Source organism: Kitasatospora sp. NPDC058184 (assembly GCF_042883725.1).
Lineage (GTDB): Bacteria > Actinomycetota > Actinomycetes > Streptomycetales > Streptomycetaceae > Kitasatospora.
Genome location: NZ_JBHVVE010000020.1, coordinates 91,036 through 113,116, shown reverse-complemented (window position 1 = coordinate 113,116; position 22,081 = coordinate 91,036). Strand labels below are relative to the sequence as shown.

Sequence of the window (22,081 nt, the reverse complement as noted above, 5' to 3'; positions counted from 1 at the left end):
CCCCGAGTGGACCGCTGCCACCCCCTTCAAGCTCCCGTCCGGGCGCGGAGAGTCCGACCATGGAGGGACGGAGGCTGTCCGGCCCCCCCGAGAGGCGGTGAGCGTGGATGATCGCACGAATCCGGCTGCGCGCCGCCCGTCACCCCACGACCCCGCCGGGTGCCGACCCCGGCCCCGGTAGCCGCCAGGGCTCCGGCCCCGACCCCGGCCCGAGGCAGGGCTGGGGCCAACCACGGGGCCCGGGCCAGGGCCCCGGCCCGGGCCGGAACCAGGGCCCCGGCCCCGGCGGCCCGGCCAAGCCCCCGCCGCCCTCGTGGCGCCGCTGGCTGCTGCCCGTCGCCGTACTGGTGACGCTGCTCCTGCTGGTGCTCTTCTCCAACCCCGGCAAGCCCGGCACCCGCTACGGCTACACCGACTTCGTGAACCGGGTCGACGCCGGCCAGGTGCAGACCGTGGACGTCAGCGACACCGGCGCGGTGAGCGGCACGCTCAAGGACGGCACCCACTTCAGCAGCCAGATCCCGACCGCCCTGGACACCTCCCAGCTCAGCAGCGCGCTCTCCGACCACCACGTGACCGTCACCGGCAGCCGGAGCAGCGGCGGCGGCTCGATCTGGTCCTCCCTGCTGCTGTTCCTGCCGCTGCTGATCTTCGGCGGGCTCTTCCTCTGGTCCGGCCGGATGGCCGCCCGTTCGCTGGGCGGCGGTCTGAGTGCCATCGGACGGTCCCGGGCCAAGATCATCGAGGCGGAGCGGCCGGACACCGGGTTCGCCGACGTGGCGGGGTACGAGGGGGTGAAGCAGGAGGTCAGCGAGGTGGTCGACTTCCTGCGCAGCCCGGAGCGGTACGCCGCCGCCGGGGCCAAGGGGCCGCGCGGGGTGATCATGGTCGGGCCGCCCGGCACCGGCAAGACCCTGCTCGCCCGGGCGGTCGCCGGCGAGGCCTCGGTGCCCTTCCTCTCGGTGACCGGCTCCGGCTTCGTGGAGATGTTCGTCGGCGTCGGCGCCTCCCGGGTCCGCGACCTCTTCGACGAGGCCCGCAAGCGCGCGCCGTCGATCATCTTCATCGACGAGATCGACGCCGTCGGCGGCCGCCGGGCGGGCGGCACCCGGCTCGGCGGCAACGACGAGCGCGAGCAGACCCTGAACCAGTTGCTCGCCGAGATGGACGGCTTCGACCAGAGCACCGGCATCGTCGTCATCGCCGCCACCAACCGCCCGGACGCCCTCGACCCGGCCCTGCTGCGCCCCGGCCGCTTCGACCGGCAGGTCACCGTCCCGCTGCCCAACCAGGCCGAGCGGGCCGCCATCCTCGCCGTGCACGCCCGCGGCAAGACCCTGGCCCCGGACGTCGACCTCGGGCGGCTCGCCCGCGGCACCCCCGGCTTCTCCGGCGCCGACCTCGCCAACCTGGTCAACGAGGCCGCCATCAACGCCGTGCGCGCCGACCGCGCCACCCTCACCGCCGACGACCTCGACACCGCCCGCGACCGGGTGCTGCTCGGCCGCCGGGAGTCCTCCAACGCGCTGCTGCCCGACGAGCGGCACGCCGTCGCGGTGCACGAGTCCGGACACGCGCTGGTCGCCGCGCTGTGCGAGCACGCCGACCCGGTCGCCAAGGTGACGATCCTCCCGGCCGGCGTCGCCCTGGGCGCCACCGAGCAGCTGCCCGAGGCCGAACGGCACTTGTACAGCGAGGCCTACCTGGTCGACCTGATCACCGTCCAGCTCGGCGGCCGGGCGGCGGAGCTGGTGGTCTTCGGCGAGGGCTCCACCGGCGCCGCGAACGACCTCGCCAACGCCACCTCGGTCGCCACCCGGATGGTCCGCGAGTTCGGCCTCTCCCCGGAACTCGGCCCGGTCGGCTACTCCAGCGGCACCCCGCACTACCTCGGCGACAACCCCGAGGACCTGCTGCGCCGCCCGTACTCCGAGCAGACCCAGCGCGCCGTGGACGAGGCGGTGGCCCGCCTGCTGCGCGGCGCCGAGCGGCGGGCCGTCGCCCTGCTCACCGACCACCGGCACCACCTGGACGAGCTGGCGGCGCTGCTGGTCGCCCAGGAGACGGTGGACGGCCGGGTGGTGCTCGACATCCTGTCGCACCCGGCGCCGGGCCCGGAGCGGCCGGTCTCGCTCCGGAAGCCAGCCGGGCCCGGGGAAGCGGCGGAACCGGGGGAGGCCCCCCGCCCGTGACGGCCGCGTCGTGGGTGGTCGTATCCTCGTGATCGCGTCACGTACCCACCGTCCCGAGGAGTCGGAATGACCGAGCCCCTGCCCGCCGACGTCCAGCGGGAGATCGCCCGTGCCCTCGGGGTCGTCCCCGTGCCGGACCCCGCGAAGGAGGCCGAGCGGCGGGTGGAGTTCCTGGTCGGCCAGGTGCGGGCCACCGGCGCGCGCAGCCTGGTGCTCGGCATCAGCGGCGGCGTCGACTCCACCACCGCCGGGCGCCTGTGCCAGCTCGCCGTCGAGCGGCTGCGGGCCGAGGGGCACCAGGTGACCTTCACCGCCATGCGGCTGCCGTACGGCGTCCAGGCGGACGAGGCGGACGCCCAGCTCGCGCTCGGCTTCATCCGCGCCGACGAGGTGCTGACCGTCGACGTCAAGCCCGCCACCGACGGCGCGCTCGCCGCCCTGAAGGCGGCCGGCCTGACCTACGGCGACCACGGCCACGAGGACTTCGTCGGCGGCAACGTCAAGGCCCGCCAGCGGATGGTGGTCCAGTACGCGGCGGCGGGCGCCAAGGGCGGGCTGGTCGTCGGCACCGACCACGCGGCCGAGGCCGCGGTCGGCTTCTTCACCAAGTTCGGGGACGGCGCGGCCGACGTGATGCCGCTGTCCGGCCTCACCAAGCGCCAGGTGCGGGCGGTCGCCGAGGCGCTGGGCGCGCCCGCCGAGCTGGTCAAGAAGGTCCCGACCGCAGACCTGGAGGACCTCGCCCCCGGCCGCCCCGACGAGGACGCCCTCGGTGTCAGCTACGACGCCCTGGACGACTTCCTGGAGGGCATGCCGGTCAGCGAGGAGGTCTTCCGCACCGTCCTCGGCCACTACCGCCGCACCGAGCACAAGCGCAACCTGCCGGTCGTCCCGCCGGTGGTCTGACCGGTCCGGACGAGCGCGCCGCCGGCGCCGGGCTCCGGAGCGGTCCGCCGGGGCCGAGGGGGCCGAGGGGGCGAAGGCCCTCGGCGGTCTGATCAGGACGTGGACGACCAGGCCCCCGGTGCCGGCAGGTGACCGGGGAGCCTGCCGAGCAGCGCCCGGCGCGTACGGGCCGAAGCCCGAGGGGGGCGGAGTGACGACGGTGGAGCGGCTCGCGGTGGTGTCCGGGGGCGGGACCGGGATCGGCCGGGCGATCGCGGCGCGGCTGGTCGGGGACGGGCACCGGGTGGTGGTCGTCGGCCGCCGGGCGGCGGTGCTGGAGCAGGCCCGGGAGGAGATCGAGCGGACCGCCGGGCCGGGGCGCGTCGTGCCGGTGGCGGCCGATCTGACCGACCCGGCGGCGGTCGAGGCGGCGGCGGCCCGGATCGCCGGGCTCGGGCCGGTGGACGTGCTGGTGAACAACGCGGGCGCGATCGTCACCCCGCCCGCCGATGACGGTCTGGCCGCGCTGGCCGCCGCCTGGCGGCGGGACCTGGACGGCAATCTGCTCACCGCCGTGCTGCTGACCACCGCGCTCCAGGACGCGCTGCGGCGGCCCGGCGGCCGGCTGGTGGTGATCAGTTCGGCCGCGGCCCAGCGCGGCGGCGCGGGCCCGCACTCGGCGGGCTCGTACGCCGCGGCCAAGGCCGCGCTGCACGGCTGGGCCTTCGGCCTGGCGCGGCAGTTGGGGCCGGACGGGATCACGGTGAACGTGCTCGCGCCCGGGTACGTCGAGTCCACCGAGATCTTCGGGGCGGGCTGGAGCGAGGAGTTCCACGCGCGGAAGGTGGCCGACACCCTGGTCGGCCGGGCGGGCACCCCGGCCGACGTGGCCGAGGCGGTCGCCTACCTGGCCTCGCCGGCCGCCGGGTACCTGACCGGTCAGGTGATCGGGCTCAACGGCGGTGCGGTGCTGGGCCGTTGAGCCCGGCCGGAGGGCCTGCGGCCTACTGCTCCGCGATCCAGTCCGTCACCAGCTCCTCCAGCACCCCCAGCGGCAGGCTGCCGTGCCCGATCAGCCGGTGGTGGAACTCCCGGACGTCGAACCGGGCGCCGAGCGCCGCCTCGGCCCGCTCGCGGTGCCGCACGATCTCCCGGCGGCCGATCAGGTAGGCGGTGGCCTGGCCCGGCCAGGCGATGTAGCGGTCGATCTCGTTGCGGACGTTGGCCTCGGGGGTCGCGGTGTTGGCCCGCATGTAGGCCTTCGCCCGCTCCCGGGACCAGCCGTAGTGGTGCATCCCGGTGTCCACCACCAGCCGGACCGCCCGCATCGCGTCCAGCGAGAGCATCCCGAACCGGGACAGCTCCGAGCCGTACAGCCCCATCTCGTCCGCGAGCCGCTCGGTGTACAGGCCCCAGCCCTCGACGTGGGCGGTCAGCTGGCCGCTCGGGTTCCGCCGGAACCGCGGCAGGTGGTGCAGGGTCTGCGCGACGGCGAGCTGGAGGTGGTGGCCGGGAACGCTCTCGTGGAAGGCGATCGCCTCGTACTCGTAGCTGAACCGGGTCTCCGGGCGCAGCGTGTTGATCCAGTGGGTGCCGGGCAGTCCGCCCGGGCCCGGCGGCTGGTAGTAGGCCAGCGGCGCGGTCTCCGCCTCGATCGGGTCGATCTCCCTGGTCACGCAGTCGGCGATCGGGTACGGGCGGAACCAGTCCGGGGCGGCGCGGCGGGCCCGGTCCAGCGCCCCGTCCGCCAGGGCGACGATCTCGGCCGCGCTGCCGAAGCGCAGCGAGCGGTCCTCGCGCAGCGCGGTCAGCACGGCGGCCGGGTCGGTGATGCCCAGCACCTTGCCGCCCAGCTCGGCGAACTCCTCGCGCAGCGCCGCGACGGCTTCCAGACCGATCCGGTGCACCTCCTCCGGGGTGAGCCCGGGCCGGGTGAAGCGGGCGACGGCGTCCGCGTAGCCCTCGGCGCCGCCCGGCACGTGGCAGACCCCGGGCTTGTCGTCCGGCCGGGCGCCCGGTGCCAGCCGCTGGGCCAGCCCGGCCAGGAAGCGGGCCACCGCGGGGCGGACGGCGTCGCGCACGATCACCAGGGCGCGCTCGGACTCCGGGCGGCCGGCGAGCGGCCGCAGCAGCTTGTCCTCGGCCGGGGCGGTCGCCAGGTGGGTCTCCAGCTGGGCGACGGCGGCGTCGACCCCGCTGCGCAGCGGGTGGCGGCCCTCGGCGGCGACGTCCAGGGTGCGGCGCAGGACGGCGTCGAAGTAGTCGGGCAGCGCGGCGAGGCGTTCCAGGTAGGCGTCGGCGCCCTCCTGGTCGATCGAGGTCATGGCGAGCGCGGTGAAGGCCTCGTTCTGCGGGGCGACGATGGTCGCCGAGACGCTGAACTCGGCCAGCCCGTGGGTGATCTGGCCGATGCCGTTGGCGAGCAGCCGGGCGAGCACCCGGTGGGTGATCCGGTCCTCGCCGGTCAGCGAGTCCAGCGGGATCGCGGCCAGCCGGGCGGTGAAGCCCAGCAGGGCCTCGCGGTGGCGGTGCGCGGCCGCGCGGGACGGGTCGGGCACCAGGTGGGCGTAGCCCTCGACCCCGCTGAGGGTCGCGTCGAACGGGTTGTGGGTGTTCTCGGCGTCGAAGAACTCCTCCGCGAGTGCGGCGAGTCCGGTGTGCTGAGGCTGTTCGATCACGGTCGCTCCCCCGATGCGGTGTACCGCGGCGCGGCGTACCGCCGTGCCCGGTCCCGCCGATTATTCGGAGCGACCGGCGGCCCGGTCAATACGCGCTGGTGGGACGGAGGTTCCGTCCCCTCCCGCCGGCGCCCGCCACGCACGGACCCGCGTACGGACCCGTGGACGGACCCACCTGCGAAGCCGCGTACGGACCCACCCGCGGACCCGCGTACGGACCCGCGCACACGACGGTGCCGGCGTCCGTCGGAACGGACGCCGGCACCGTCGTCGCGCGGGGCCCGGCAACCGGCGCCGGAGCGCCGCCGTGCCGGGCGGGGGAGGACGGGTCAGCTGGCCTTGGCGGCCTTGCCCTCCTTGGCGGCCTGGGCGGCGGCCTCCTTCTCGTGCTTCTCCTTGATCCGGGCGGTCTCCTTGCGGACGTCCACCTGGTTGGCGCGCTCGTGCTGGAGCCAGAGCGGGTTCTCGGCCTTGACCGCCTCGATCTGCTCGGTGGTGAGCGCCTCGGTCACGCCGCCGCGGGCCAGGCCGGAGATGGAGATGCCGAGCTTGGCGGCGACCACCGGGCGCGGGTGCGGGCCGTTCTTGCGCAGGTCCTGGAGCCACTGCGGCGGCTCGGCCTGCAGCGCGCTGAGCTCCTCGCGGGAGACCACGCCCTCCTGGAAGCCGGTCGGCGCCGCGTCGAGGTAGATCCCCAGCTTCTTGGCCGCGGTGGCCGGCTTCATGGTCTGGCTGGTCTTCTGCTTGAGCGATGTCATGGTGACAAGGGTAAGGGAGTGCGCGGGCGCTCCCGGTCACGGTCGGTAGCCTTGCCTTGTGACAGACATGCAGGTGAACCCGTCCTTCCGGCTCGTGTACGTCCCGGGCGTGACCCCCGGCAAATGGGTCCGGGTCTGGAGCGAGCGGCTCCCGGACGTGCCGCTGGACCTCCTCGCGGTCCCGTTCGGCGACGGCGAGCGCACGCTGCGCGAGGGCGGCGCGGACGCCGGGCTGGTCCGGCTGCCGGTCGACAAGGACGTGCTGAGCGCGATCCCGCTCTACAGCGAGACCACCGTCGTGGTCTTCCCCAAGGACCACTGGCTCGCCGCCGCCGAGGAGGTCGCGCTGGACGACCTGGCCGAGGAGGTGGTCTTCCACCCGCTCGACGACACCCTCGGCTTCACCGCCGACACCCTGCCCGGGCGGCCCGCCATCGCGCGTCCGGACAGCACGGAGGACGCGATCGAGCTGGTCGCCGCGAACGTCGGCGTGCTCCTGGTGCCGCAGTCGCTGGCCCGGCTGCACCACCGCCGGGACCTCACGTACCGGCCGGTGGTGGAGGCGCCGCAGTCCCAGGTGGCGCTGGCCTGGCCGCAGGAGCGGACGACGGACCTGGTGGAGGAGTTCATCGGGATCGTCCGCGGCCGTACGGTCAACAGCTCGCGCGGGCGCGGGGCCGGGCAGGCGGCGCCCGAGGCGCAGCCGAAGAAGGCGGTGGCCGGCCGGGGCAAGCCGCAGCCGCAGAAGTCCGGCGGGCAGAAGGGCGGCGCGCAGAAGGCGGGTGGCCAGAAGGCGGGCGGGCAGAAGTCCGGCGGACAGCGCGCGGGGGCGCCGAAGGCCGGGGGTGCCAAGGCCGGCGGGCGGGGCGCGGCGGCCCGGCGCGGCAGGCCCAAGCGGTGACCGTGGCGTAGCGTCTGCCCCGTTCGCTTGCAGTCGAGGCGGGAGGAGCGGGGCAGTGTGGCACGACCTGATGGCCGTCCAGATTCCGATCGTGGAGAAGGTCCTCCGTACGGTCGCCGTCTACGTGCTGATCCTGGTGCTGTTCCGGCTGGCCGGGAAACGCGGGCTGGCGGGGCTGAACACCTTCGACATGGTGGTCGTCTTCCTGCTCTCCAACGTGGTGCAGAACGCCATCATCGGCAATGACAACAGCCTGCTCGGCGGCGCGATCGGGGCGGTCACGCTGGTCGCGGTGAACGCCGGCGTCACCCGCTGGCTCGCCCGCGACCCGAAGGCCGCCCGGCTCCTGGAGGGCAGGCCCACCACCGTGGTGAAGGACGGCAAGCTGGTCGAGGGCGCGCTGCACAGCCTGGCGCTGCGCCCGTCGGAGCTGGAGCACGCCATCCGGATCCAGAACGGCGACAAGGTCGGCGACGTCGCCCGCGCCCGGCTGGAGCCGGACGGGCAGCTGCTGGTGGCCCTCAAGCACGGCGAGCAGAGCGCCACCCGCGCCGACGTCGAGGACCTGCGGCGCCGGCTGGCGGAGATCGAGCGGCTGCTCACCGCGATCGCCGCCGACCGGCGCCCGCCGGGCTGAGGCGGGCTCGCGCTCGGGCTCGGGTCCAGGTTCAGAGCCGGGCCCGGGCCCGGGTTCAGGCCCGGCTGCCGGCCCAGACCAGGCGCCCGGTCGACGCCGTGATGCGGTAGTCGGCCTCCGCACCGGGCCGGGCGTAGGCCTCGACCCGGCGGCACACCACGAAGGCCGGGTCCCGCTCCGACTCCAGGACCAGGTAGTAGTGCCCCGCGCCGGAGAGCTCGCCCGGGCCGCCGTCGGAGAACTCCCGGATGCTCCTGCGCTCCTCGGGGGTGGCGGAACGGATCGTCAGCGTGGGGTAGTGGGTGTGGAGCTTCATCGCCCGCACCGTCTCGAAGACGATGTCGAGGGTCTCCGGCTCCTGCCCGCCCGCCTGGCTGCGCAGCACCAGTTCCTTGTGGCCGATGCCGTAGTGCCAGAGCTGGAAGGAGCGGGGGCTGTGGAAGGGGGTCTTCGCACTCCTGGTCATCCAGGCATGATCACCGGTCGGCCGGCGCCGGGGCAAGGGTTTCGGCGCGCCGGCGGCGGGCGGCGGTGAGGGCCACGGCGGCGGCCAGGGCGAAGCCGAGGGCGGCGGAGAGCAGGTGGCCGACGGTGGTGAACGGCGGGAGGGGGCCGGGCCATTCGCCGTCGCCGGAGAGCGGCCAGGCGAGGACGAAGGCGGCCCAGGGCAGCCGGGCCCAGCGGGGCAGGGCGAGGACGGCGAGGGCGAGGACGGTCTGGGCGCCGTAGCTGATGCCGTAGTCCGAGGCCTGGCGCACGCTCTCCGGGTACCAGCCGTGCCGCAGGGCGAACACGATCACCGCGGCGGTGAGCAGGGTGGCGCCGATGTGCCCGCCGAGGAGGACGGCGGCGGCGCGCGGGCTGCCGAAGCGGCGCTCGGTCCAGGCGAGGCAGCAGCCGATGCCGAGGCCGAGGGTGATCAGGGTGCCGCCGAAGCCGGTGGAGAGGACCTCGGTGAGGGTGCCGTCGAACAGCAGCGCGCTGCCGAACAGGGCGGTGACCGGGTGGTCGTGGAGGTTGTCGAGGTTGGTGCTGATGTGGTCGCGGAGCGCGTCCGCCCGGTCCGGGGCGAGCAGGTTCCCGACCCAGACGTTCCCGAGCAGGAGCAGGAGGACGTAGCCGAAGGTCAGCGGCGAGCGGCGCGGGTACGTCCGGACGGCGCGGAGCAGCCCGGTCAGGAGCCCCGATGGGGTGGGTGCGTTCATGGTCTGGTGGTGTCCCGGTCGAGCGGTGTGGTCCGCGGCCGGCGCCCGTGCGGCCGGCCCTGCCGGGACAGTACCGAAGCCCGGTGGGGATCCGGTCAGCGGACCCGGCGGGTCAGCGTCGCGGTGAAGGGCCGGGGCACGAGGGAGGAGCCGCGGACGGGGCGGACGGGCCGGCCGGGGGTGGGGGCGATGGTCCAGCGGGCGGCGATGGTGGCGATGGCGAGGACGGCCTCGGTGGTGCCGAAGGCGTCGCCGATGCAGCGGCGGGCGCCGAGGCCGAAGGGCGCGTAGGTGCCGGGGGCGGGGCGGGCGGTGGTGAGCCAGCGGTCGGGGTCGAAGCGGTCGGGGCGGGGGAACAGGTCGGGCCGGCGGTGCAGCAGGTACGGGCTGTACAGCAGGGTGGCGCCGGCCGGGACGCGGTGGCCGCCGAGCTCGGTGTCGGTGGTGGCGGTGCGGCTGAGGATCCACGGCGGCGGGTAGAGCCGCAGGGTCTCGCTGACGATCCGGGCGGTGAGCGGCAGGGAGGGCAGGTCCTCGTGGCGGGCGGGCCGGCCGTCCAGGACGGTGTCGAGTTCGGCGTGCAGGCGGGTCCGGACGGCCGGGTTGGCGGCGAGCAGTGTCCAGGCCCAGGAGAGGGTGGCGGCGGTGGTCTCCATGCCGGCCAGCAGGAAGGTGACCACCTGCTCGTGGACCTCGGTGTCGGACAGGCCCAGGCCGTCCTCGTCCGTGGCGGCGAGGAGCGTGGAGAGCAGGTCGTGCCGGTCGGTGCCGGTGGCGCGGTGCTCGGCGATCAGCCGCCGGGTGATCTCCCGCAGGTCCTGCTGGGCGCGGCGGAAGCGGCGGTTGCCGGGGGTGGGGAGGCGGTCGGTGCCGGGCAGCGGCAGCATCAGCCGCCGGCCGACGCCGCGGGTCACCACGTCCATGCTCCGGTGCACCGGCAGCGAGCCGGCCCGCTCGTGCGCGGCGAACAGGCAGCGGGCGGTGACGGCGGTGGAGAGGCGGTACATCGCGGCGGGGACGTCGATCACGTCGCCGTCGTGCCAGCGGGCGGTGGCGCCGGCGATCTCCTCGATCATCAGCGCGGCGTAGCCGGGCAGCCGGTCGCGGTGGAACGCGGGCTGGAGCATGCGCCGTTGGCGCCGGTGGGCGGCGGCGGGGCAGGTGGCGAGGCCGTTGCCGAAGACCTCCCGGGCCTTGTCGAGGAGGGGCCCGCCCTTGTCGAAGGTCTGGTCGTCGGTGAGCATCCGGCGGACCAGCTCGGGGTGGCAGACCACGTACGCGCGGAGCGGGCCGAGCCGCAGCCGGACGAGGTCGCCGTGGGCGGGCAGGCCGGCGACGAACTCGTGGGGGTGGTGGAGGAGGGCGGGGGCGTGGCCGAGCAGCGGGAGGCCGCCGGGGGCGGTGGCCGCGGTGAACCGGGTGGTCGGGAAGAACGGGGTCGGCACGGGCGTCACCTTGGTTGGGGCGGGAGGACCGGGACGAATCGCGAACGTGATCTTTCCCGGCGGTGTGCGGCGAAACGATCGTGGACCGGCGGACGGGGTGAACGCGGGGGCGCGGGGCGAACGATCGTGCGCCCTCGCTGCCTTGACGGCTCGTCCGCCCGGGAGCGGGCACCCCGGGCCGTAGGGCGTCGCCGGGTGGGCCTACACTCGGAGCCCAGTGTGAGATTACCGGTCAGTAGAACCGGGCAGGTACGAGCAGCCGGTGCGATGGTCGGACGGCGGAACGTCCGGCGGGGAGTGGGGGGTTCGGATGACCGACGAGCGGGTCCACGCGTTCGCCGACGACGCCCTGGGCGCCCACGACGCGGTGGCGCTCGCCGCGCTGGTCCGGGCCGGTACGGTCAGCCCCCGGGAGCTGGTCGGCGCGGCCGTCGACCGGGCCGCCCGGGTGGACGGCGCGCTGCTGCCCGTCGCCCACGCTTCGTACGACAGGCCGCGGATCAGCCGGGAGGGCATCGGCGGTCCGCTCTGGGGCGTGCCGACCTACCTCAAGGACAACGTGGACCTGCGCGGCCTGCCGACCGGGATGGGCAGCGAGGCCTTCCCCGCCCGCCCGGCCCGCCGCAACGCGCGCTTCACCGACCAGTTCCTCGCCACCGGCCTGGCCGTCCTCGGCAAGACGCGGCTGCCCGAGTTCGGCCTCAACGCCTCCACCGAGTTCGCCACCGCCCAGCCGGTGCGCAACCCGTGGAAGCCCTCGCACTCGGCCGGCGCCTCCTCGGGCGGCGCGGCCGCCCTGGTGGCCTCCGGCGTGGTGCCGATCGCCCACGCCAACGACGGCGGCGGCTCGATCCGCATCCCGGCGGCCTGCTGCGGGCTGGTCGGCCTCAAGCCCACCCGGGGCCGGCTGGTCACCAACGCCCAGAGCGGCAAACTGCCGATCGACCTGGTCACCGACGGCGTGCTGACCCGCTCGGTGCGCGACACCGCCGCCTTCCTCGCCGCCGCCGAGCGGCACCGGAGCAACCCCGCGCTGCCCCCGCTCGGCCTGGTCGAAGGGCCCGGCGAGCGGCGGCTGCGGATCGGCCTGGTGGTGGACTCGCCGACGGCCAGGACCGACGGGCCGACCCGGCGGGTGGTCGAGGAGACCGCCGCCCGACTGGAGGCGATGGGCCACCTGGTCGAGCCCGCCGCACTGCCCTTCGGCGAGGAGTTCTCCCGCGACTTCGTCAGCTACTGGGGCTACATCGCCTGGGCCGTCGCGGCCACCGGCCGGCTGCTGATCGACCCGGGCTTCCGGGCCGGGAGGCTGGACGGCCTGACCACCGGGCTGCGCCGCCGGTTCCAGGCCGAGTTCCCGCGGACCCCCGGCGTGCTGCGGCGGCTGCGCCGGGCCGAGGGCGTGTACGCGCGGATCTTCCGCACCCACGACGTGATCCTCTCCCCGGTGCTCGCCCACACCACCCCGCCGATCGGGCACCTGAGCCCGAACGTGGACTTCGACGAGCTGATGGACCGGCTGACGCGCTACGTGGCCTTCACCCCGGTCAACAACGTGGCCGGCGGCCCGGGCATCGCCCTGCCGGCGGGCTCCGCGCCCGGCGGGCTGCCGGTCGGGGTGCACCTGTCGGCGGCGCACGGGCAGGAGCGGCTGCTGCTGGAGCTGGCCTTCGCGCTGGAGGCGGACCGGCCCTGGCGGCGGATCCAGGACTGAGCGGGCCGGTCCGGGGCCCGGTCGGCCGTTCGGCGACGGCGTTCAGGGCCGTCGCGCTCAGGGCAGCGGCGCTCTGGACCCCGGTGCTCCGGGTAGCGGTGCTCAGGGCAGCGGCGCCGCCACCGCCCGGGCCGCGCGCACCTCGTGGTGCAGCCGGGCGAGCGCGCAGTCCGGCGACAGCGCGTCCGGCCGCGCCTCCGGCAGCCGCTCGCCGGTGCGCAGCGCCTCGGCCAGGTCGGCCAGCTCCCGGGTGACGGCGGCGACCTCGGCGGTGGTCGGCACCGGCGCGCCGTGCTCGATCCGCACCCGGGTGGCGGTGGTGGTGTCCACGATCCGCTCGACCGCGATCACCACCGGCCACCACGCCCGCGCCCGGGCCCCGACCGGCGGCGGCTCGGTGAGGGCCCGCTGGAACTCGCTGCGCACGGCGGACAGGTCCCGGTAGAGCCGCCGCCGGTAGCGGGCGCGGGCGGCCGGTTCGTCGGGTCCGGGGCCGGTGGCAAAGGCCAGCGACACGTACGAGGCGGTGTCCTGGACGGCGTCGGCGAGGCGGTCGCCGATCCGGGTGTGCCAGGACTCCGGCCACAGCAGGTAGCCGGCCAGCAGGGAGATCCCGCAGCCGATCAGCGAGTCGTAGAGCCGGGGCAGCACCAGGTGGAAGCCCTGGTGGTTGAGCAGGTCGGAGAGCAGCAGGATGACCGGGGTGATGGCCGCGGTCTGGAAGGCGTACCCCTTGGCGGAGAGCACCGGGATCAGCGTCGCCAGCACCGCCATCACGGGGACGTCCCACCAGCCGTGCGGTACCTCGGCCAGGACCGGGATGGCGATCAGCAGCCCGGCCGCGGTGCCGAACGCGCGCAGCACCGCGCGGGAGAACACCGAGCCGAAGTCGGGCTTCATCACGAAGGTCACGGTCAGCGCCACCCAGTACGAGCGGGGCACCGCGATCACCGAGACCAGCACCTGCGCCAGCCCGATGCACAGCGCCAGCCGCAGCCCGTACCGCCAGGACGCGCCGGACAGCAGCAGCGCCCTGGCCGCCCGCCGGGCCCGCACCGCGAGGCGGGCCGGCCGGCCGAGCCGGTCGTCGGCGGCGTACGGGTCGGGCGAGGCCTCGTACGCCACGGTGGCGGCGTGCTCGATCGCCTCGACCAGGGCGCGGGTGGACGGCCCGGCGGGGCTCGGCAGGGCGAGGGGCGGCGCCGGGCCGGCGCGGTCCCGCTCGACGGCGTCGGCGAGCGCGCGGACGGCGGCCGGGTAGTCGGCCGGCAGCGGGCCGAACTCGGGCGGGCGCAGCTGGGCCGCGGGGGCCGCCTCGACCACCGGGATCAGCGCGTTGAGCTGGGCGAGCAGCCGCGCCAGGGTGGGTGAGCGGCCGTGCCGGCGGGCGCGCCGGGCGAGCAGCAGGTCGTAGGACTGGTTGAGCGACTGGGTGAGCGCGTGGCGGCGGCCGTCGTACTCCGGTGTGCCGGCGGCCGCCAGCAGGTCGGCGGCCGCCCGGTAGGTGCCGGCCACCACCGCCCGCTCGGGGACGCCCAGTCGCAGCGGCCAGGCGAGCAGGGTCAGGGTGAGCACCACCAGGCCGCCGAGCAGCAGCAGGGCGGGCGGCAGCCACCACGGGGAGGGCAGCGGCAGGCCGGCCCCGACCACCGCGTTGAGCAGCAGGAGCAGTCCGGAGACGGAGGCGACCGCGCCGATCGAGGAGATCATGCCGGAGACCAGCGCGACGACGGTCACCGTCACGACGGCCGTCCAGCCGGTGCCGAACACCAGGGTGCCGAACAGCATCCCGAGGGCGCCGAACAGCTGGGGCACGGCGATGTTGAACACCCGCATCCGGTAGGCGTCGGCGGTGTCCCCGATGACTCCGGACAGCGCGCCCATCGACACCAGCGCGCCGTAGCCGGGCCGTCCGGTGGCGGTGCCCACCGCGAGCGGGGCGGCGAGCGCGACGGAGGCGCGGGCCGCCGCCGCCCAGGGGACCGGCGCGGACCGGGGGCGCAGGCCCTCGGTCAGCCACGGGGGAGCCGTCAACGCGCGTGCCATGTGCCCAACGTACGGCGGACCCGGGCGGTTCACCGTTCGCGCTTATGTCAATTCCGGAAACATACCCGCGCTTATGTCAGCCTCCGAAACATAAAGCGAACCCCGAGAGGCGCCGTGAGCTGCGTTGATTTCCCAATCGGTAACCCGCGGGAAAGGGTTGACACCATTAGTTGGTCTAGTCCAACGTATGGGGAGCGCGGTTCGGCAATGGCTGATGCAGGGTGAGCGGCCTTGCCGGACGGACGAGTTGACCCCCTGACGTGGCGCTGTTCCGCGCCCGCGGGCCGAGGGGAGAAGGGCCGTGTGCGGACGGCCTTCCGGTCCGCGCTCGAATTCCCGTTGCGGCCGGTGACCGGCCGCCGACTCGCCGTGCCCGCACCTGGCGTACGAGGAAGCGCTGCGTCGACTACGAACCATGGAGTGACTGCCCATGCCGAGCCCTGCCCCACACTCCGACGGACCCGCGGGGGAATACCTGTACCGGGCCGCGTCGGAGCGCCCCTACTTCAGTGCCGACACCGAGAGCTACCTCGCCCCGACCGCACTGCGCGAGGTCCGCAAGACGCACCCGCTACGCGTGCTCTCCGAGGAGGACCACGCCTTCTGGCAGGACTACGGCTACGTGGTGGTGAAGCAGGCGATCCCGGCCGAGGCCGCGCGCCGACTGCTCGACTTCGCCTGGGAGTTCCAGGGCCTGTCGCCGGACCGCCCCGAGGACTGGTACCGCGAGCGCCACTACCGCGACGAACTCGACCGGCACCTGCACATCTACGGCTTCGTCGAGGCCTACCACCACCAGCTCATCTGGGACAGCCGCCAGGCGCAGCGCGTCTACGACGCCTTCGTCGACGTGTGGGACTGCGAGGAGCTGTGGGTCACCCTCGACCGGCTCAACCTCAACCCGCCGAACGTCCGCAACCGCGACCGCGCGCTGATCGAGCCCACCGACCGCGGCTTCGACATCGAGCTGCACTGGGACGTCGACACCACCCGGGGCGTGCTGCCGCAGCGCGTCCAGGGCATCATCGCGCTCAACGACACCGCCCCCGACCACGGCGGCTTCCAGTGCGACCCGGAGCTGTTCCGCCGCTTCAACCAGTGGCAGGCCGCCCAGCCGGCCGACCGCGACCCGATCCGCCCGGACGTCGACCGCGCCGAGTACCCGGTCGTCCGGCCCGAGTTGAAGGCCGGTGACCTGCTGATCTGGAACGGCCTGCTCGCCCACGGCGTGGCGCCCAACACCTCCGCGGGCGGGGTGCGCGCGGTGCAGTACCTGTCGATGATGCCCGCGCTGGAGGAGTCCGAGAAGCTGCGCCGCTCCCGGGTGGAGTCCTGGCGCACGCTCGGCACGCCGGACTGGAACCGCACGCTGGTCGGCGACGCCGACCGGCCCGAGGCGCAGCGCTACGGGACCGCCGAACTCACCGAGCTGGGGGAGAAGCTGCTCGGCCTGAGCTCCTGGAGCGGCAAGCCGTTCGACGAACGCGGGGACACGGGGGAGCGGGAATGCGCGACGTCTGCCTGACCCTGCCCACCAACCGCGCGTGCGCGGACACCATCACCGCGATCGGCGCCGAAGCCGCCCACGCCGTACGGCGGTTCGGCGTCCGGGTGCACCTGCTGGTGCTGGACTCCGCCGACCCCGCGACCCGCGCCCGGCACGCCGCGGCCCTCGCCGCCCTGCCGGCCGTCGAGGGCGTGGTCGTCCACCACCTGGACGAGGACGCCCAACGCGCCTTCCTGCGCGAGGCGGTCGAGCGCTCCGGCGCGGCCGACCCGGACCGGCTGCTGCGCCTGATGCTGCCCGACGCCCTCTCCTACGGCGCCTGCACCAACCGGGCGTTCCTGCTGGCCGCCGCGCTCGGCTGCGCGTCGGTGCACCGCCGCGACTCCGACAGCAGCTACCAACTGCTCGACGGCGAACCGGTGTTCCCGATCGAGCACGAGCTGGCCACGCTCGGCCTGAAGGCCGCCGACGCGGCCGCCGCCGTCACCGAGAACCGCCTCGACCCGGCGCACGCGGACAAGCCGGTCGCGCTGGTCGGCGCCTCCTTCGTCGGCGAACTCTCCGTCGACATCGGCGAGATCCGCGAACTCGACCCCGAGGTCTACCACGACGTGGTCGCGCTCTGGGCGCCCACCGGGGCGAGCGAGCAGGAGAGGCGCGAACTCGTCGCCGATTCCTTCACCGGCGGCGGCAGCGAGCCGTTCACCGCCGACCGCGCGGTGCTCGACCTGCCCGACATCTGGCACATCGACATGTGCAACATCGGCCTCCACCACGAGGTGTACGAACGGGTGCCGCTGCCGCCCGCCACCGACACCATCGGCAGCGACTACTTCCTGCACCACCTGGTGCGTGACGCGACCCTGCCGGGCGTCACCCACAACCGCCACATCGTCAACTACTACACCCCGGAACGCCGCACCGGCCCGGGCTTCACCGCCTACCAGCTACGCTACGCCAAGTTCCTGCTCTCCATGCTCTACCTCTACCCGGTCTACTCCGACATGGAGACCGCCGGCGGCGCCCTGCTGGACGAGCAGCACCGCGTCCGCCCCGAGGCGATCGCCGACTCCGCCCGTCGCAGCGCCGCGACGGACCGCGCGGAGAACCACCGCAGGCTCGCCGAACTCGACCGCTGCTACCGGCGGCTCGGCGGGAAGTACGCCGACTTCGCGGACCGGTTGGCGCCCCTGCGGGCGCGCCTGCTCGACGAGGCGCAGGCGGACATCGAGGACTTCGCAGCGCTGATCGACGCGTGGGGCCCGCTGGTGCGGGCGGCCAAGGCCACCCCCGCCGACCGGTCGCCGCGCTAGCCGGACGGGGAGCTCACCGTGATACGCCAGACCACCAGCAAGACCAGTACGGCCGCCGGCCACGCCAACGCCCGCGTAGCCGGCCACCCGCCCGCCCACCGCGCCCCGTCCGTCTCCGTGCTGCACACCGAACCACCCCGCGCCGACGAACACGACCGCGGCGCGCTGCGCGCCGCACTCGCCGACGGCACCGACGACCGGATCATCTACGACCTGGACGGCATCGGCCGCCAGTACGCCGCGCTCCGCGCCGAACTGCCCGGCGTGGCCGTCCGGTTCGCCATGAAGGCCTGCCCGGTGGACGAGGTGATGGAGCACCTCGCCGCGCTCGGCTCCGGCTTCGACGCGGCGAGCCCGCAGGAGATCGCCCAGGCGCTGCGCACCGGCGTGCCGCCCGAGCTGATCCACTACGGCAACACCATCAAGTCGGACCGCAACATCGCCGAGGCCTACCGGTTGGGCGTGCGGGACTTCGCCACCGACAGCCTGGAGGACGTCGCGGCGATCGCCGAACACGCCCCCGGCGCACGGGTGTTCTGCCGGATCGCGACCACCGGCGAGGGCGCCCTGTGGGGCCTGAGCCACAAGTTCGGCTGCTCGCCCGAGGACGCCGTGCGGGTGCTCGACGCCGCCCGGACCGCCGGGCTGGTGCCGTCCGGCCTGTCGGTGCACGTCGGCTCCCAGCAGATGACCGCCGAGGCCTGGACCGCCGCCGTGGACGCGCTGGCCGCCGTGCTGGAGGCGCTCAACTGGCGCGGGATCACCCCGACCCGGATCAACCTCGGCGGCGGCCTGCCCGCCCTCGGCGTCCTCGACCGGGGCGGGCGCCCGCTCGACCCGCCGCTGGACAAGATGTTCGTGGTGATCCGCGAGGGCATGGAACGGCTGCGCGCCGTCACCGCCGGGCCGCTGGAGTTCCTGCTGGAGCCCGGGCGCCACCTGGTCGCCGACCACGGTGCGATCCGCGCCCACGTCTCCCGGCTCACCTCCCGCCACCGCCTCGACGGCACCCGGGAGGACTGGCTCTACCTCAGCTGCGGCAAGTTCAACGGCCTGTACGAGATGGACCAGCTCCAGTACCGGCTGGAGTTCCCCGCCCACCCGGGCGGCCAGTTCGTCAACGCCGTGGTGGCCGGCCCGACCTGCGACAGCGACGACGCGTACGCCCAGGACGGCGGCCGGGTGCGCGTCCCGCGCGCGGTCCGCTCCGGCGACCCGGTCTGGATCCACTCCTGCGGCGCGTACGCCACGGCCTACGCCACCCGCGGGTTCAACGGCTTCGCGCCGCTGCCGTACACCTGCATCGGTGGCGGCGACGGCCGGGACCACCACGGAGGCACCGCATGACCGACGCCCTCGTCGACCCTCCGACCGACCTGCGCATCCGGCTGCTCCGGGAGGAGGACTGGGACGCCGTGGTCGCGCTGGAGGAGCGCGCCTACGCCGCCAGCGGCCTGTCCGAGGGGCGCGAGGCGCTCCGGTCCCGGCACCGCGCCTCGCCGGACACCTGCTTCGTGCTGGAGCACCAGGGCGGCCAGGGCGGAGCGGGAAGCGTGGGCGGCTACCTGCTCGCCCTGCCGTACCCGCTGTTCCGCTGCCCGGACCTCGCCCGCAGCGAGGACGGGGACGGCGAGGACGGGCACGGCGCGGGCGAGCGGCCGACCAACATGCACGCGCACGACCTGGTCGTCGCCGAGGAGCTGCGCGGCCGGGGCCTGTCCCTGCGGATGCTGCGGCACCTGGAGGAGACCGCCCGGACGGCCGGCTACCGGAGCGTCTCGCTGGTCGCCGTCCGCGGCTCGCACGTGCTGTGGACCACGCTGGGCTACCGCGCCCGGCCCGAGATCGACCTGCCCGAGAGCTACGGCACCCGGGCGGTCTACATGGCGATGCCGCTGGACCCCGTCCCGTCCCGGCCGCTGCCGCACCCCACCGACCCGACCCCCGGGCCGCACTCCAGAGCCGAAGTGGGCTGATACCGATGTCCCCCGTTCGCGACGACTTCCGCCGGTCCCAAGTGGCCATCGGCGCACTGTTCTTCGTCCTCGGATTCCAGTACGCGACCTGGGTCTCCCGGGTGCCCGCGCTCAAGGCCAGGCTCGACCTGGGCGAGGCCCAGATCGGCCTGCTGCTGATGACCTGCGGGGTCGGCGCGGCGGTGTCCTTCCCCCTGGTCGCGGTGCTGATGCGGCGGCTCGGCTCCCGCCTGCTCTCGGTGCTGTCCGCGCTCGCCCTCGGCGTCGTCCTGCTCGCGCTGTCGGTGGTGCCGAACTATCCGGTGACGCTGCTGGTGCTGTTCTTCGACGGCGTCGCGGTCGGCGCCCTGAACGTCGCGATGAACGCCCAGGGCGCCGCGCTGGAGGCCCGCTTCGAGCGGACCACGATGTCCCGGCTGCACGCCACCTTCAGCGCCGGCTCGCTGCTCGCCGCCCTGCTGGCCTCGGGCGTCACCTCCGTCACCGGCACCCTGGCGGTGCACTTCGGCGTGGCCGCCGCACTGCTCGCGGTGCTGGTCGTGGCCGCCCGGCCGGGTCTGCTGACGGACGGCCCGGCCGCGGCCGCCGAGCCGGAGGAGCGGAAGGAGCGCCGCGGCTTCGTGCTGCCGACCGCCGTGACCCTCTGGATGGGCCTGGCGATGGTGTTCGGCACCGTCACCGAGGGCGCCATGAACGACTGGTCGGCGCTCTACCTCAAGGACTACGTGCAGGCCGGCGCCGGACTCGCCCCGATGGGCATCGCGGTGGTCTCGGTGATGATGGTCTGCGCCCGGATCTTCGCGGACGGCTGGCGCACCCGCTTCGGCGACGGCCGGATCGTGCGCACCGGCAGCCTGCTGGCCGGCCTCGGACTGGCCCTCGCCCTGGCGGTCGGCGGCGTCGTCCCGACCCTGCTCGGGTTCGCCTGCGTCGGCCTCGGCGTGGCCGCGGTGACCCCGTGCGTCTACGTCGCCGCCGCCCGGCAGGGCCCCGACGCGCTCTCCCTGGTCGCCGCCATGGGCACCACCGGCCTGCTGGCCGGCCCCGCCGTGATCGGCTTCATCGCCGGCGCCACCAGCCTGCTCTGGGGCATGGCCGCCGTCGCCGCCTCGGCGGCCGTCGTCTCGCTCTGCGCCACCCGGATCCGCTGGCCCGACCAGGACGCCCCCGCCGCCCCCGCCGAACCCCGGCTCGCCGCCGACGCGACCTGACCCCACCCCCGGACCCTCGCCCGGTACCTCGCGCACCCCCGTCGCGAGGTGCCGGGCGAGTCCGTTGCGGAGGCCGGTGACCCGGGCGCCCGTCAGTCCCCGGCCGGGACGTCCGCGCCGCCGGTGGCGATGTGGTGGGCGAGCCTGGCGCGCAGCGCCGTGAGGCGGGCGATCTCGGCGTCCAGGGCGGCCAGCCGGGCGTGGACGACGGGGGCGAAGGTGTCGGGACCGGGGGAGCCGGAGCAGCGCACCGGCGGGTCCTGGTCGAGCAGGTCGAGGCGGTGGGCCCGGCTGGCCAGGTCGTCCACCGTCAGCCCGGTGGCGAGGAGTTGGCGGATCACCCGGACCCGGGCGACCTCGGCGTGGCCGTACTCGCGCTGGCCGGAGGCGGAGCGGGCGGGCGGGTGGAGGAGGCCGCGCTGTTCGTAGAAGCGCAGCGCCCTGGGTGTGGTGCCCGCCGCCGCTGCCGCGTCCCCGATCCGCATGCCCGCTCCCTGGTCGTCAGAGTTCCACGACGGTCGTCCCGAAGGTGTCCCCGGTGAACAGTCCGGTCAACGCTCCGACGGCCCGGTCGATGCCCGCCACCGGCGTCCGGGGCAGGACGATCTCCCCGGCGCGCAGCCAGCCGGCCAGGCGCTCCTGCCACTCGGCCTCCAGGTCCGGGTGGTCGAGCACGGTGAAGCCGCGCAGGCTCAGGCCGAGGGTGGCGACCCGGAAGGCGTCGATCACGGCGGGTGCGTCGCCGCCCCGGCGTTCCGGTGCGAGCTGGCCGTCCAACGCGCCGACCAGGGCGAACCGGGCGCCGTGCCGGGCCGCGTCCACGGCGGCGGTCAGCTGCTCGCCGCCGACCAGGTCCAGCACGACGTCGACGCCCTCCGGTGCCGCCGCGGCCAGTTGCTCGGCGAAGGGCCGCCCGCCGGGCACCAGCGCCGCGTCGTAGCCGAGTTCGGCGGTCAGCCGCTCCGCCTTGGCGGGCGAGCGGGTGGTGCCGATCACCCGGGCGGCGCCGAGCAGCCGGGCGACCTGCCCGGCCACCGTGCCGACCGCGCCGGCCGCGCCGGTCACCAGCACCACGTCGCCCGGGCGCACCCCGGCGGAGCGGGTCAGCCCGCCGTAGCCGGCCGAGGCGGCGGAGACCAGGGCGAGCGGGTCCGGGAAGTCCGACGGGACGGGGGTGAGATGCGCGGCCTCGGCGAGCGCGTGGCTCCGCCAGCCGTTCAGGTGGGTGACCAGGTCGCCGGGGCGCAGCGGCCCGTCCTCCGGTGCGGCCAGCACCTCGCCGAGGGCGGGCCCGAACAGCGCGTCCCCGGGGGCGATGTGCGGCATCGGCAGGCCGGAGCCCGCGCCGCCGATCAGCGTGCGCAGCCCGGGGAAGACCAGGAAGGCCCGGTTGCGGACGAGGACCTCCCCGGGGCCGGGCGCCGCCAGCGGCTCCTCGGTCACGGTGAAGTCCCCGGGGGCGGGCAGTCCGGCCGGTGCGGCGGTCAGCCGGACGACGCGGGCGGTGGTGGGCAGGGCCATGGCGGCACTCCTCTGAGCGGGCGGGGGAGGCGGCGGCGGTCGGTGCCGCCGCGGGACGCCCGGACGCTAACCCCTGACCCTTGCGTCAGGGG

General features: G+C 75.2%; 19 protein-coding genes. 11 read left to right on the top strand and 8 right to left on the bottom strand.

Annotated elements, in window-relative coordinates; all coding sequences use genetic code 11:
• Window positions 1–107 precede the first annotated feature (107 nt).
• The 3 genes from ftsH (at window position 108) to ACFVXH_RS31020 (ending at window position 4,059) form a co-directional block, all read left to right on the top strand.
• A complete protein-coding gene (gene ftsH / locus ACFVXH_RS31030; RefSeq protein WP_387829162.1) occupies window positions 108–2,192 on the top strand; it encodes an ATP-dependent zinc metalloprotease FtsH in 2,085 nt (694 codons plus the stop codon).
• Between the two features lie 66 nt (window positions 2,193–2,258).
• Window positions 2,259–3,098, top strand: coding sequence for an ammonia-dependent NAD(+) synthetase (gene nadE, locus ACFVXH_RS31025; RefSeq protein ID WP_049651600.1), 840 nt, complete (start codon window positions 2,259–2,261; stop codon window positions 3,096–3,098).
• Between the two features lie 190 nt (window positions 3,099–3,288).
• Window positions 3,289–4,059, top strand: coding sequence for an SDR family NAD(P)-dependent oxidoreductase (locus tag ACFVXH_RS31020; RefSeq protein WP_380780416.1), 771 nt, complete (start codon window positions 3,289–3,291; stop codon window positions 4,057–4,059).
• A 22-nt stretch (window positions 4,060–4,081) separates the two neighbouring features.
• Here ACFVXH_RS31020 and ACFVXH_RS31015 read toward each other — a convergent pair whose 3' ends face one another.
• Window positions 4,082–5,755 (bottom strand): DUF885 domain-containing protein, encoded by a 1,674-nt coding sequence (locus tag ACFVXH_RS31015; protein WP_387829159.1) that lies wholly within the window; start codon window positions 5,753–5,755, stop codon window positions 4,082–4,084.
• A gap of 329 nt (window positions 5,756–6,084) precedes the next feature.
• The gene (locus ACFVXH_RS31010) at window positions 6,085–6,513 is read right to left on the bottom strand and encodes a DUF5997 family protein (protein WP_049657333.1); all 429 of its coding nucleotides are present in this window, start codon (window positions 6,511–6,513) and stop codon (window positions 6,085–6,087) included.
• A 58-nt stretch (window positions 6,514–6,571) separates the two neighbouring features.
• Between ACFVXH_RS31010 and ACFVXH_RS31005 the strand changes: the two genes are divergently transcribed.
• Window positions 6,572–7,414 (top strand): LysR family substrate-binding domain-containing protein, encoded by an 843-nt coding sequence (locus ACFVXH_RS31005; protein ID WP_387829157.1) that lies wholly within the window; start codon window positions 6,572–6,574, stop codon window positions 7,412–7,414.
• Window positions 7,415–7,469: 55 nt separating this feature from the next.
• Complete coding sequence (locus tag ACFVXH_RS31000; protein WP_049657336.1) at window positions 7,470–8,051, top strand: DUF421 domain-containing protein; 582 nt, start codon at window positions 7,470–7,472, stop codon at window positions 8,049–8,051.
• A gap of 55 nt (window positions 8,052–8,106) precedes the next feature.
• Here ACFVXH_RS31000 and ACFVXH_RS30995 read toward each other — a convergent pair whose 3' ends face one another.
• The 3 genes from ACFVXH_RS30995 to ACFVXH_RS30985 form a co-directional block, all read right to left on the bottom strand.
• Window positions 8,107–8,517 (bottom strand): hypothetical protein, encoded by a 411-nt coding sequence (locus ACFVXH_RS30995; RefSeq protein WP_380779289.1) that lies wholly within the window; start codon window positions 8,515–8,517, stop codon window positions 8,107–8,109.
• Between the two features lie 10 nt (window positions 8,518–8,527).
• Window positions 8,528–9,256: a rhomboid-like protein gene (locus tag ACFVXH_RS30990; protein ID WP_387829154.1), complete on the bottom strand. Its 729-nt coding sequence runs from the start codon at window positions 9,254–9,256 to the stop codon at window positions 8,528–8,530.
• 95 nt (window positions 9,257–9,351) lie between these two features.
• Entirely contained in the window at window positions 9,352–10,701 is a 1,350-nt protein-coding gene (locus tag ACFVXH_RS30985; RefSeq protein WP_387829152.1) for a cytochrome P450, read from the bottom strand.
• A gap of 310 nt (window positions 10,702–11,011) precedes the next feature.
• Here ACFVXH_RS30985 and ACFVXH_RS30980 point away from each other — a divergent pair, with 310 nt between their 5' ends.
• A complete protein-coding gene (locus ACFVXH_RS30980) occupies window positions 11,012–12,415 on the top strand; it encodes an amidase (RefSeq protein ID WP_387829150.1) in 1,404 nt (467 codons plus the stop codon).
• 102 nt (window positions 12,416–12,517) lie between these two features.
• On the opposite strand, the gene ACFVXH_RS30975 is transcribed toward ACFVXH_RS30980, so the two are convergent.
• Window positions 12,518–14,461, bottom strand: a complete 1,944-nt coding sequence (locus tag ACFVXH_RS30975; protein WP_375875297.1) for an FUSC family protein — start codon at window positions 14,459–14,461, stop codon at window positions 12,518–12,520.
• A 430-nt stretch (window positions 14,462–14,891) separates the two neighbouring features.
• Here ACFVXH_RS30975 and ACFVXH_RS30970 point away from each other — a divergent pair, with 430 nt between their 5' ends.
• The 5 genes from ACFVXH_RS30970 (at window position 14,892) to ACFVXH_RS30950 (ending at window position 20,468) form a co-directional block, all read left to right on the top strand.
• On the top strand, window positions 14,892–15,986 hold the full coding sequence (locus tag ACFVXH_RS30970; RefSeq protein ID WP_387829148.1) for a phytanoyl-CoA dioxygenase family protein: 1,095 nt from the start codon (window positions 14,892–14,894) through the stop codon (window positions 15,984–15,986).
• On the top strand, window positions 15,968–17,281 hold the full coding sequence (locus ACFVXH_RS30965; RefSeq protein WP_387829146.1) for a DUF6271 family protein: 1,314 nt from the start codon (window positions 15,968–15,970) through the stop codon (window positions 17,279–17,281). The genes ACFVXH_RS30970 and ACFVXH_RS30965 overlap by 19 nt, the downstream gene beginning before the upstream one ends.
• Before the next feature lie 120 nt (window positions 17,282–17,401).
• Entirely contained in the window at window positions 17,402–18,628 is a 1,227-nt protein-coding gene (locus ACFVXH_RS30960) for a type III PLP-dependent enzyme (protein ID WP_074004673.1), read from the top strand.
• A complete protein-coding gene (locus ACFVXH_RS30955; RefSeq protein WP_387829144.1) occupies window positions 18,625–19,257 on the top strand; it encodes a GNAT family N-acetyltransferase in 633 nt (210 codons plus the stop codon). Before ACFVXH_RS30960 ends, ACFVXH_RS30955 begins: the two co-directional genes overlap by 4 nt.
• 5 nt (window positions 19,258–19,262) lie before the next feature.
• Window positions 19,263–20,468, top strand: coding sequence for an MFS transporter (locus ACFVXH_RS30950; protein ID WP_387829142.1), 1,206 nt, complete (start codon window positions 19,263–19,265; stop codon window positions 20,466–20,468).
• 92 nt (window positions 20,469–20,560) lie between these two features.
• Here the strand turns inward: ACFVXH_RS30950 and ACFVXH_RS30945 are convergent, their stop codons facing one another.
• Together ACFVXH_RS30945 and ACFVXH_RS30940 are read right to left on the bottom strand one after the other, a co-directional pair.
• Window positions 20,561–20,953: a MerR family transcriptional regulator gene (locus ACFVXH_RS30945; protein WP_049657112.1), complete on the bottom strand. Its 393-nt coding sequence runs from the start codon at window positions 20,951–20,953 to the stop codon at window positions 20,561–20,563.
• A gap of 16 nt (window positions 20,954–20,969) precedes the next feature.
• The gene (locus ACFVXH_RS30940) at window positions 20,970–21,989 is read right to left on the bottom strand and encodes an MDR family NADP-dependent oxidoreductase (protein ID WP_387829140.1); all 1,020 of its coding nucleotides are present in this window, start codon (window positions 21,987–21,989) and stop codon (window positions 20,970–20,972) included.
• Window positions 21,990–22,081: the final 92 nt, after the last annotated feature.